At 46.0% G+C, this 12,500-nt stretch carries 5 protein-coding genes; 2 read left to right on the top strand and 3 right to left on the bottom strand.

What is annotated here, in order from left to right:
* Positions 1–126: 126 nt before the first annotated feature.
* The 3 genes from DW096_RS04015 to DW096_RS04025 all read right to left on the bottom strand — a co-directional run bounded on the left by DW096_RS04015 (position 127) and on the right by DW096_RS04025 (position 5,061).
* Entirely contained in the window at positions 127–2,445 is a 2,319-nt protein-coding gene (locus DW096_RS04015; protein WP_118931038.1) for a family 65 glycosyl hydrolase domain-containing protein, read from the bottom strand.
* 224 nt (positions 2,446–2,669) lie between these two features.
* A complete protein-coding gene (locus DW096_RS04020) occupies positions 2,670–4,037 on the bottom strand; it encodes an MFS transporter (protein WP_009036571.1) in 1,368 nt (455 codons plus the stop codon).
* Between the two features lie 19 nt (positions 4,038–4,056).
* Positions 4,057–5,061 carry a LacI family DNA-binding transcriptional regulator gene (locus tag DW096_RS04025; RefSeq protein WP_118931037.1) on the bottom strand — a complete coding sequence of 335 codons (1,005 nt, stop codon included), beginning with the start codon at positions 5,059–5,061 and terminating at the stop codon, positions 4,057–4,059.
* Between the two features lie 168 nt (positions 5,062–5,229).
* Here DW096_RS04025 and DW096_RS04030 point away from each other — a divergent pair, with 168 nt between their 5' ends.
* Positions 5,230–9,177, top strand: a complete 3,948-nt coding sequence (locus DW096_RS04030; RefSeq protein ID WP_120028796.1) for a two-component regulator propeller domain-containing protein — start codon at positions 5,230–5,232, stop codon at positions 9,175–9,177.
* Between the two features lie 232 nt (positions 9,178–9,409).
* Positions 9,410–12,478, top strand: a complete 3,069-nt coding sequence (locus DW096_RS04035; RefSeq protein WP_057089228.1) for a TonB-dependent receptor — start codon at positions 9,410–9,412, stop codon at positions 12,476–12,478.
* Positions 12,479–12,500: the final 22 nt, after the last annotated feature.

A 12,500-nucleotide genomic window follows, 5' to 3' on the forward strand; every position in this document is an offset into this window, starting at 1 on the left:
TATATATAAAAACATAAAACCGGGAAAACAACCAAATGTTCTCCCGGTTATAGGATAAATGATGATTTAATGTGCCAATGTGCTAATTGGCTGCGCAATGTTTATGCTGCGCTATCACGCCGCAGGTCATTGGCACATTGGCATATTAATTTTCAATTCCGTCCCCCGTTCCAGCGTATATGGGTGTCCGTAGACTTGTATGTCCACTTTGCTGCCTGCTGTAAGCGAGATTTCGATTTCTTTTCCTACCCGTATGTGAAGTGTGTTTTTCAGATAATTCACCTTGAATGAATAGCTGTCCCATTTTTGCGGTATGACAGGGGAGAAACACAACGTCTCCTTCAGCACCTGCATACCTGCAAATCCGCGTACAATGGCCAGCCAGCTGCCGGGCATACTGGTTATGTGCAGACCTTGGTCTGCTTCGTTGTTGTAGTCGTCCAGGTCAAGCCGTGTGGCATGCAGGAAAAGCTGGTAAGCTTTTTCCACTTTGCCGATGCGTGCAGCCAGGATGGAATGGATGTGGGGAGAAAGGGAGGATTCGTGTACGGTCATCGGCTCATAGAACTCGAAATTGCGGCGGACGGTTTCCGTGTCAAAATAGAAATAATAGAGGTAAAGTCCGAGCAACACGTCGCTCTGCTTGATGTAGCAAGAGCGCAGAATGCGGTCCCATGACCAATGTTGGTTGATGGGGCGTTCTTCGGCAGGAATGTTATCTGTACTTTCCAGTACTTTATCCATATAGCCGTCATTTTGGATAAAAATACCCCGTTCCTTGTCTTCCGGCAGATACATGTGTTCGATGATGTCTCTCCACCGGGCACTTTCCTTCACTTGGTCGAGATTGGTGATGCGGCGTATGTGGGCATATTCATCCGGATATTGCTGTGCCACCATTTCCAGAAAACGGAGGGTCATCTTGAGGCACTGTATACAGGAATAGTTAGTGTACCAGTTGTTGTCCACATTGTTTTCGTATTCATCCGGGCCGGTAACCCCCAGTATGACATATTTCTGTTTGGGTTGGGAGAAGGATACCCGTTGTCTCCAGAAACGGCTGACGGCAATCATTACTTCCAGGCCATATTTAGCGATATAGTCCATATTGCCCGTCAGCGCTGCATGCTGAACGATGGCATAGACAATGATATTGTTACGGTGGATTTCCTCGAAGGTTATTTCCCATTCACTGTGGCATTCCTCTCCATTGTTGGTTACCTGCGGAAACAACGCTGCACCGTCCTTGAAACCCAGTTTACGGGCGTTTTCGATGGCTTTGGGAAGCTGGTTGTACCGATATGCCAGCAAGTTCTTTGCAATCTCTTTGGGAGTGGAGAGCAGAAAAAACGGTACACAACACAGTTCCGTGTTCCAATAAGTATTTCCGCCATATTTTTCTCCGGTGAATCCTTTGGGGCCGATGTTTAGGCGCGGATCATCTCCCCGGTAAGTCTGATACAGCTGGAATATGTTGTACCGGATACCTTGTTGCGCTTCCGGGTCCCCTTCGATGACGACATCCGTTTCGTCCCAGATTTCCTGCCAGGCCCTTCGATGCTCTTCTACCAGCGTATTCCAGCCTATGCTCTTGGCTTCGCGTGCCTCGGCCACGGAGTGTTCCACCAATTCACTCCGTTCGTGGTAGAGAGAAGAAGCAATGGCGGTGTATTTGATGAGTGTCACGTTGTCTCCGGGTTTTACGTCGGCACCTACGCTGAAACCGGTCTGCTTTTCCTTTTCTATCCGTATGGGGTTGGCAGTGGTTTCCTTGTTGTTTTTGAAGAATTGGTAAGTCATGGCGTAGCACACTTGTGCATCTTCCCGGCGGGTCTGTGTCCAGAGATAGGCACAGCTGCTGGTAGAACCGGAACGCAGTATGTTCCATATTTTCAGGTTTGGCAGGTCGGCATCGTCTACTATATTCCCGTCAAGGATGGGCACGAGTGAGATTCTGCCGGTATAGTTGATGGAAGACACGCTGTACTTGATGAGACAGAGGTTGGGTCTTGCCATATTTGTGATATGCTCTACATGGATGTGGAGCTGGTTTCCGCGAGGAGACGTCACTTCCATGTCCCGGTAGGAGATACCTTCCTTCATATCCAGGCGGCGGTTGAAGCTGTCGACATCCCAGCCTGCCAAATCGAGTTCCTCATCGATGAGGCGCAGGTTGATGCGGCTCCAGTCAGCAGCCCTGGGTATACGGGTGTAATATGGGGGAAATCCGTTCTTCCACCATCCTACGCGGGTTTTGTCCAGGAAAGTGATGCCGGCCACAAATGAACCACGGTAACTGTCACTGCTGTAAGGCTCCTCAAAATACCCCCGTTGCCCGAAACGTCCGTTTCCGAGACTGAATATACTTTCCGACATCCGTTGACGGTCGGGGTGGAATTGGTCTTCGATGATGTTCCATTCATCGGTCTTGAGGTATTTTTTCATGGCGACGTGTTTTCTGTAGTTATCGCCGTAAAGATACGCAATATGCGGAAATAAAAGAGAAAAGTGAGGACAAAAATAGTGAAAGGGGAAGGGAGGGGATTAAAAAAGATAATATAGCACACAGATGACACAGATAAGGCAGATGAACACGGATAAGTTTGTCTAATAATCCGTATTCATCTGCCTTATCTGTGTCATCTGTGTGCAGAAGTAGGAGCTTGGTTCTATTTCTCTCCCTTAGTCTCTTTAATTAAATATACACAGAAAGCACCTATTATCAGCATCACTCCTGCCAATACAAGCATATTGATTTCGGGGGGCAGTACTCCTTTCGGAGTAAACAAGGACAGAATACTGCCGCCCAAAGCTGCCGCAATAATCTGTGGAATACAGATGGTACCATTGAAAAGACCTAAGTAGGTACCCATATGTCCTCCGCTCAGTGCATTGGTCAAGATGGTGAACGGCAGTGCCAGCATGGCAGCCCATGCACAACCTATCAGCAGGAAGGAAATGAACAACATATACGGATTATGCATAAAATAGGTGGAAATGAAACCTATACCTCCCAGAACAAGGCTGAGTGAGTAGACGCGGCGGCGGTCCTTGAACATCGGTATGCAGATGGCCCAAAGCACAGAGCCGATGGCTTGCACGGCAAACAGTACGCCTACCCAGTCGGCGGCATTCTGATATTGCAGGCTCTTGGTGTCGAGTACTATTTTGGTCACACCATCTACCAGGTGCTCCACTGTAGGGGCGTCAAAAGCATTGGCAGCGATACTGCCGTTGGTATAGGTCCACATGAACATAAAGGCAAACCAGCAGAAGAACTGTACCAGTCCGATAGTCCAGAATGCTTTCGGAGCCTTGATGAGCAGCTTCAGCATGTTGGTCTTTTCATGTTCCTCTTCTTCGGTGATGCCGTGATACTCTGCATATTCGGCAGGCGGCATCTCTTTTACTTTGATCGAAGTGTAGATGACGCAGAAGATAAGGATGGCTGCTCCGATGTAGAATGAGTAAATCACCGAGTCGGGGATTACTCCTTGGGGAGCTGTATTGCTGATGCCAATCCATGCAAAGATGAACGGGAAGAGATATCCCACCAGGCTGCCTGCATTGCAGAGAAAACTCTGGATGGAGTAGGCGAGCCCTTTTTGTTTCTCATTCACCATGTCACCCACCATCATTTTGAAGGGTTGCATGGCCATATTGATGGAGGTGTCGAGGAACATCAGCGATACCAGTCCGAAAATCATGGCTGTACTTACTGCCATGCCGAAGCTTCCGGCATTGGGTAGCAGGCACATGACGAGTACGGCCACCAACGAACCTATAAACAGATAAGGGATGCGCCGTCCGAAGCGTGTCCAGGTCTTGTCACTGGCGGCTCCCACAATGGGTTGTACAATGATACCTGCCAACGGCGGTAATATCCAGAAATAACTCAAATTATGCGGGTCTGCACCCAAAGTGGAAAAGATACGGCTGATGTTTGCACTCTGCAAAGCATATGCAATCTGTACGCCGAAAAAACCAAAGCTGATGTTCCACAGCTTCCAGAAACTTAAATCGGGTTTTACTTTCATGATGGTTTAATATGTTTTATTATTTCGTAGTTCCTCTTATCACCAGATTGGTACGTACTATCTTGTTGTTGCTTTTCTCTTCTCCCTCCAGCTTTCCGGTCAGAATGCTGAAAGCGCTTTTACCTACTTCCTCGCCATGCTGCTCCACGGTAGTCAGCTTCGGGTCGGTGCTTTGCGCAATGGCTCCGTCGGTGAATCCGCAGATGGATACTTCGTCGGGAACTTTTACGCCGACCAGTTTGCAGGCATACAGTATGCCCGAAGCTGTCTCGTCGTTGATGGCAAAGAAACCGTCAGGGCGGTTTTCGCTTTCCAGCAGGTCGGGAGTGATGGAGATGGCGCGTTCACGGGTGTCGCACAACAGAATCATGCTGTCGTCCACCGGAATTTTATACTTCTTCATGGCATCCAGGTAGCCGTTTCGGCGATTCTTGGTAATCTCCAGGTGGGGAGCCGCACCATAGAAAAGGATACGCTTGCATCCGGTCTGTATCATGTATTCCACGGCGGCAAAGGAGCCGGCATAATCGTCCACCACCACTCGCTCGGTTTTCAGCCCCGTGCAGATACGATCGTAAAAGACAATGGGAATATCGTTGTTCAGTAGCTCCTGGTAATGGTCGTATTGGGAAGTGTCCTTGGCAAGTGAAGCGATGACTCCGCAGACACGGGCGGCAAGGAAAGAATGCACAATCTTCACTTCCTGCTCGTACGATTCGCTGCTCTGCGCCACTATGATATTATATCCGGCATTTGCCGCCGCTTTCTCAATTCCGCTCAATACGCAGGAAAAGAAGTGGTGTACCAGTTGGGGGACAATGACGCCGATGGTATTGCTGCGGCTTGCGCGGAGATTTACGGCCAGTACATTGGGCTTGTAGTTATGTTCGCGCGCATAGGCATGGACAAGGTCACGAGTTTCCTTGCTGATGTCCGGATTGTCTTTCAGCGCTCTTGACACGGTGGAAGGGGAGACATTCAGCGCCCGGGCAATATCCTTGATGGTAATCTGCGGTTTATTCATGGTATAGTTTTGAGGACAAAGATAAGGTAAACTTCCCTAATCCGATTGCAAAAATAACGTAATATGGTAAATTGTGCTTATTCGTTGAGGTTTATCGGGTTGTAAGTTTGTGCAAACGATTGCGGTTTCTTATCTTTGTCCGGACCTTTAATGAATATAACCTTGAGTATGTACAAATATATTCTTTTTGTTTTTATACTTTTACAGACTGTCCTTCCTTGCCGTATGTGGGCACAGAAGCCCGATTACCGGTTGTTTCAGAATATCAGTTTAGGGACAGAGGCATCTGTCATCAGCTGTTTTCTGCAAGATACACAAGGACTGATATGGATAGGTTCGGATAAAGGTCTGTTCAGCTATGACGGCTATTCCACCCAACCGCATTTCATTTTTGGCGAACGTAGCAATACGCGTATTTATTGCGGAGAAGTAGTAGACAGTACCTATCTTTATCTGGGAGCAGACAACGGGTTATTGATATACAATTACCGGACAGATACTTATGAGGAACCGGGAATTGATTTTCCGACGGACATCCGTACACTGGTGATGTACGATGGGTTGCTGTGGTTGGGCACACTGAACGGGCTGTATACGTATCATCCACAGACCCGTGAGATTTCTTCCGTAAAAGAAGGTATCCCTCATCAGACAATTTACTCTCTTATCCATTCTTCAGACCATCAGCTTTACATTGGTACCTATAATGGCTGTTGCCGCTATACATCCGTTACCGGACGTTTTGAAATGATAGAACTACCTGCTAGCAGGAATAAAAGTAATCTGTTTGTAAACTCTTTGTTGGAAGATGCGGTGAGGAAATGTATTTGGATAGGTACGGAAGGATGTCTTTTCAAATATACTCCTGCCGACGGGCAAATACAGAGAATTGATGCTTTTCATGACAATTCTGTCAAATCAATGGCTTTGGATGGATATGGGCAATTGTTGGTGGGGACAGACAATGGACTGTACATATACGGAGAAGATTCACCTTTACAGCATATCGTGCATGATTCGCGGAACCTCCAGTCACTGTCCAACAACATTGTATGGACTGTTTATGCGGATTGTGAACGGAATATCTGGCTGGGGACGGACTATGGCATATCCATGGCACGTTGTAAAGAGACATTACGCTATGTTCCCATATCGCGGATTACCGGGACGGGGGAAGGAAACCAGTTTTATTCCATGTTGCGTGATGTGCATGGTAATTTTTGGTTTGGGGGAACAAATGGACTTATCCGTTTCACGTTTTCTGAGGAGGAAAGGCCGGAAGGCCGGGTGCCGGGAAAGGGCAGGGATGTTACCTGGTACAAGATGGGAGATAAGAATTTTCCTTTGACCCATAACCGGGTACGACAGTTGTATGAAGACCGGGACGGATACCTTTGGGTGGCAACAGACGGGAGCATCAGCTGCTATGATGAGGAAAGCCGCCAGTTTATACCTTATAGTATAGTAGACAGTACCCGCCGCTACAATACTAACTGGGCATATGGCCTTTTCGAAGACAAGAATGGAAAGTTATGGGTAGCTACTTGTTTGGGCGGTATTTTTGTCGTAGACAAACATAAATTGCTGCATGCCTCTACACAGCCATATGTAGCCGAAGGAACCTATTCCATACACAATGGTTTGTCGGGTATGTTTATCAACCAGATGGTTCCTGACAGTGAAGGAAATGCACTGGCCCTGCTCAGTAGTGCCAACAGTATTGAGAAAATAAATTCTTCTACCAATAATATTACCCATATTGCTTCAGGAGAGTTCAAGGAGGGGCAAAGGCCCAATTTTGTCTTGTGTGCCGAGGATGGTTGTATTTGGATTGGCTTTCCCGGTGGAGTAATGCGTGTGGAGCCTTCGGATAATAGGGTAAAGGTTTTGCCGTTCGATGCTTTCAATCATTATGAAGTGCTTTCCATGATAGAGGCTGAAGGAAAGATATGGATATCCACTACTGACGGATTTTGGGTGGCAGACCAGCGGACATTGGAAGTGCGACGCCTGAGTATTGCCGACAAACGTTTTACCAGCTTGTTCTTTGATAGGAAAGAGGGTGAACTATACTTGGGCACAGCGGATGGCTTTGCCATTTCCTCCCCGGATGCATTGCTGGCAGAACATCCGGAACGCCCGTTATTGCTGACAGCCCTTTATGTGAATAACCGGCTTTATTTGCCCGGTTCGGAGAAAAACTGCCGGAGCATCCGTCTTATGGAACAGATAAACTTGGAGTACAACCAGAATAATCTTGCTTTTGAACTGTCGGATTTGCCTTACTCGCTGGAGGAGAAAAGCAGGATTGTATATCGTCTGGAAGGGGTAGAGCGTGAGTGGACTCTTCTGGCTCCCAATACCAACCGCATCATTTATAATAATCTGGATTATGGAAACTATCGGTTAATGGCAAGTAAGCTGGATTCCTATGGCAAACCCTTTGAACAAATATATAGTCTGGATGTCCATATCCTTCCACCATGGTACTATACTTCGTGGGCGAAGGCATTTTATATGCTGTTATGCTGCGCTTTGATTGTTTGGACCATTCACTTTTTCCGTGTGAAAAACCGCTTGAAGCTGGAACATTTGGAAAAGGAGAAGATTTTGGAACAGTCGCGTGCCAAACTGGAATTCTTTACCAATCTTTCCCATGACCTCAAGACACCTTTAAGTATGATTATTGCCCCTATCAGCAGGATGTTGCCGGAAATTAGGAATCAGCAGGAGAAGAAGCAGCTCGAATTGGTTCAGCGCAATGCCATGAAACTGAATTCATTGATTCATCAAGGGCTGGACTTGAACCGGGTGGATAGCGGCAATAGGACTTTATTGATTTTATCACAGATAGAACTGGTCTCTTTTGCACGTGATTTGCTTGCACTCTATACAGAAGGAAAAATGAAGGAAAAACAGCTCGCTTGTGAATTTCGGACGAATCGGGAACAACTATACATTCAGATGGATGCCATCAAGTTGGAGTCTGTTTTGGATAATCTGCTTTCCAATGCTGTAAAATATACGCCGGAAGGCGGAACCGTTACTCTTTCTTTGGATGCTCCCGAAGGTGGGAGGGAGGTGTATATTTCTGTGGCAGATACCGGTACCGGAATACCAGTTCAGGACCAACCGTATATTTTCCAGCGTTTCTTCCAATCATCCAAGACTGCGGGAAAAAATGAGGGAACTGGAATCGGACTTTATTTGGTGAAAACCTATACGGAATTGCATGGTGGCAATGTTCGGCTGATGTCAGAGGAGAATGTTGGTACTACGGTAACCCTGACTTTGCCGGTTGTGAATCAAGAGCAGACAGCTCCGGTAGGGGTACCTGATTCATCACCGGATATTCTTTCACCGGATGCTCCTCTTGTATTGATTGTAGATGATAATGCGGAAGTGGCGGAATTCATTTACCAGATTCTGCATGCCAAATATCGCTGTCGTGTGGCAGAAAATGGCAAATCCGGATTGGAGCTTGCCATGGAATTGCTGCCCGATTTGATTGTTTCGGATGTAATGATGCCTGTAATGGATGGGTTAGAGATGGTACGGCGTTTGAAAAAACATATCCCTACATCCACCATCCCGATCATTCTGCTGACGGCTAAGAGTGATAAGGAGACAGAACTTGAGAGTATACAGTTACACGTTGATACCTTCATAGCCAAACCTTTCGAGCCGGATATCCTGCTCTTGCGGGTAGAGCAGTTACTCTCCAGCAAGCAGACTCATGAGGCCAAGGCGCGTATGGAGGTACTTGCTACTCCGAAAGCGATAGAGGCCGTTTCGTATGACGAGAAATTTCTGGCAAATGTCACCCGCTTGATAGAAGAGCATATTTCGGATTCCGAGCTGAATGTGAATACTCTTTGTGACTGGGCGGCGACCAACAACAAGCAGATGTACCGCAAACTGAAACAGCTGACGGGAATGACCCCTGTGGAATATATCAAGTCCATCCGCATGAAAAAAGCAGCCATGTTGTTGCAGCAGAAAAAGTTTACAGTGGCAGAGGTAATGTATATGGTAGGCTTTTCCAATCACTCTTATTTTTCTAAATGTTTTCAGGCAGAGTTCGGACTTCCCCCTAAACAATACGCGGCAGAATAATGCCGCTTTTACAAGGACAAACCCTCATCAGAATATATCTGGTGAGGGTTTGTCCTTTTTTTATCCTCTTATGTCCGATATCTGCTTTCGGGGAAAATGATGTTGCTCTAAATTTGCCGGTGAAAGGCAAGACTTGAATTTGATAGCGGAAGAATAGACTCCTGGTTACAGATACTTTCTTACGTACAAATATACAGATAATTGATATTGTTAACTTTAATTTATTGAATGCATGAAGCAAGTTAATCTTAGAATCTATCGGATGATTCTGCCCTTAATCCTAGGGCTATTCTTGTCAGTAGGCACTTATGCACAAAGCATCACTGTGAAAGGGCATGTTAAAGATGCCCTGGGTGGAGTGATAGGTGCAAGTGTAGTAGAAAAAGGAAATACCACAAACGGGACTATCACCGATCTTGACGGTAATTTCTCACTGAATGTACCCAAAGGTTCTACTTTGGTAGTTTCTTTTATCGGTTATAAGACTCAGGAGGTGGTTGCAGCTTCCAGTGTAGTCGTGACCCTGCAGGAAGACAGTGAATTGTTGGATGAGGTTGTGGTCATCGGTTACGGTGTGGCTAGGAAAAATGATTTGACCGGGTCTGTAACGGCAATTAAACCGGATGAAATGAACAAGGGGCTGACGACATCTGCCCAAGACATGATGCAAGGCAAGATTGCCGGTGTCAGTGTTGTTAACAATGGTGGTGAGCCGGGTGGCAGTGCCACTATTCGTATCCGTGGCGGTTCTTCATTGAATGCCAGTAATGACCCGTTGATTGTAATTGACGGACTTGCCATGGATAATTATGGAGTGCAAGGAATGTCCAATCCATTGGCTTTGGTGAATCCGGCTGATATAGAGAGTTTTACTGTGTTGAAAGATGCTTCGGCTACAGCTATTTATGGTTCCCGTGCCTCCAATGGCGTTATCCTGATTACTACTAAGAAAGGACAGAGTAACTCTAAACCCCGTATTTCTTATAATGGTAATGTGTCCGTCAGCATGGTTACGGACAAACTGGATGTACTGAATGCCAAAGAGTTCATGAAACTTGTACAGAACACATATGGTTATTCTGATGAAGAGTTTCTGGCGAGTGCGGAATATCAGGCATTAGGATATACGAATGCTCAGGGCGAGCATCTTTTTGCCGATACCGACTGGCAGGACGAGATTTATCGTACGGCAGTCAGTACCGACCATAATATCACTGTTTCCGGTGGATTGAAAAATATGCCTTATCGTGTTTCCCTGGGCTACACCAATCAGCAAGGTATCCTGAAAACATCAAGTTTTGAGCGTTATACGGCCAGTGTGAATCTTTCCCCTTCTCTTTTTGATGAGCATTTGAAGGTTAACTTCAACGCAAAGGGCATGTACTCTGTGACAAGCTATGCCAATACCGATGCCATTGGAGCTGCCACTTCAATGGACCCTACCAAGCCGGTTTATGGCGGGACGGAATTTTATGATAAAAACTTTGGTGGATATTGGGAATGGCCCGAAGCAGTAGACTGGAAAGATTCTGAATGGGGATACAACATCAATACTTTGGCTACGGCCAATCCCGTCGGGATGCTGAATAACCGTTCGGATAAAGGAAAGTCAAAAGTGCTGATGGGGAACATTGAACTGGATTATAAGATTCATGGTTTCGAGGATTTGCATTTGCATGTTAATGGTGGTATGGATGTGGCAAGCGGCAAGTCCAACAAGAATTACAACCGTTTTGACCTTGACAATTATTATTATGGACGTGTCGGTTGGAATACACAAGATACATACAATTTGTCATTGAACATGTATGCACAGTACATGAAGGACTTCGGGAAAGCGCACCATTTTGATATCATGGCCGGTTATGAATGGCAGCATTTCCACAAAGAGACAGATTACTATTATTATGGAACTTACCCTGATACGAACCTTGAACATGCCGGTGAAATCTATAATCCGTCAGAAAATACACTCTACAAGACGGAGAACTATCTGGTTTCTTTCTTTGGCCGTATGAACTATTCTTTACTCGACCGTTATCTGCTGACCTTCACCTTGCGTGATGATGGCTCTTCCCGTTTCTCTAAAAAGAACCGTTGGGGATTGTTCCCGTCCGTTGCATTGGCATGGAAGGTGAAAGAGGAGGGTTTCTTGAAAGATGTGGATGCTGTTTCCGATTTCAAGTTTCGTGCAGGTTATGGTATCACCGGACAGCAGGAAGGCATTGGCGATTATACCTATTTTGCTTCATATACCCCCAATTCGGAAGGAGCATATTATCCAGTTTTGGGTAATGGCATCACTTACCGTCCGGATGCCTATAATAATGACTTGACCTGGGAAAAGACCACTACTTATAACATTGGGGTTGATTTGGGATTCCTGGACAACAGAATCACTGCCAATTTTGATTATTACTATCGCAAGACGAAGGATTTGATTAATGATGTTTATGTAGCTGCCGGTTCCAATTTCAAGAATAAGGTGACGAGCAATATCGGTTCACTGCATAATAAGGGTTTTGAATTTGCAGTGACATGGAGAGCCATTCAGCAGAAGGATTGGCGTTGGGAGTTGGGATTCAATCTGACACACAACACTAATGAAATAGACGAGCTGGTGAAGAGTACAGGTGACAAATACATCATTCGTCATGGAGGAATTGCCGTTGGTGATAGTGGTTCCAATGGAATCAAGGGATATTCCGTAGGCGAAGCTGTCTCTGCCTTCTACACCTATCAGCAAGTCTATGATGAGAAAGGCCAGCCGATAGAGGGCGAATTCGTAGACCGTGACAATAATGGCATCATCAATGACAACGACCGTTATTTCTATAAGAAATCAGACCCGGACGTATTGATGGGACTTTCCTCGAAATTGATTTATAAAAATTGGGATTTTAGTTTCTCGCTGCGTGCTAGTCTGGGTAATTATGCTTATAATGCTGTTGAATGTAGCCGTTCTGATTTGTCGGTTACCGGTATTTATTCGGGCAATGCATGGCACAATGTGCCTCAGATGTCACTGGCCAAGAACTGGAAGAAAGTGGATGCCCTGGATGCCCTTTCTGATTATTTCATCCAGAATGCCTCTTTCTTGAAGTGTGACAACATTACGCTGGGCTATTCTTTCGACAAATTGTTCGGGCAGAAAATCAGCGGGCGTGCTTATCTCACGGCCCAGAATGTGTTTACGATAACCAAGTACAAAGGTCTGGATCCTGAAATCAACGGTGGATATGATGGCAGTATCTATCCTCGTCCTCTGGTGGGAATTTTCGGACTCAGCCTTAATTTTTAATCCTTTAAAACTAAGAATAGTA

Origin of the sequence: Bacteroides sp. AM07-18 (genome assembly GCF_003602695.1) — a bacterium.
Lineage (GTDB): Bacteria > Bacteroidota > Bacteroidia > Bacteroidales > Bacteroidaceae > Bacteroides > Bacteroides uniformis.

What these genes read in the sequence shown, in the direction of transcription:
- DW096_RS04015 (WP_118931038.1), bottom strand. Translation starts at nt 2,445, where the DNA reads ATGAAAAAATACCTCAAGACCGATGAATGGAACATCATCGAAGACCAA.
- DW096_RS04020 (WP_009036571.1), bottom strand. Translation starts at nt 4,037, where the DNA reads ATGAAAGTAAAACCCGATTTAAGTTTCTGGAAGCTGTGGAACATCAGC.
- DW096_RS04025 (WP_118931037.1), bottom strand. Translation starts at nt 5,061, where the DNA reads ATGAATAAACCGCAGATTACCATCAAGGATATTGCCCGGGCGCTGAAT.
- DW096_RS04030 (WP_120028796.1), top strand. Translation starts at nt 5,230, where the DNA reads ATGTACAAATATATTCTTTTTGTTTTTATACTTTTACAGACTGTCCTT.
- DW096_RS04035 (WP_057089228.1), top strand. Translation starts at nt 9,410, where the DNA reads ATGAAGCAAGTTAATCTTAGAATCTATCGGATGATTCTGCCCTTAATC.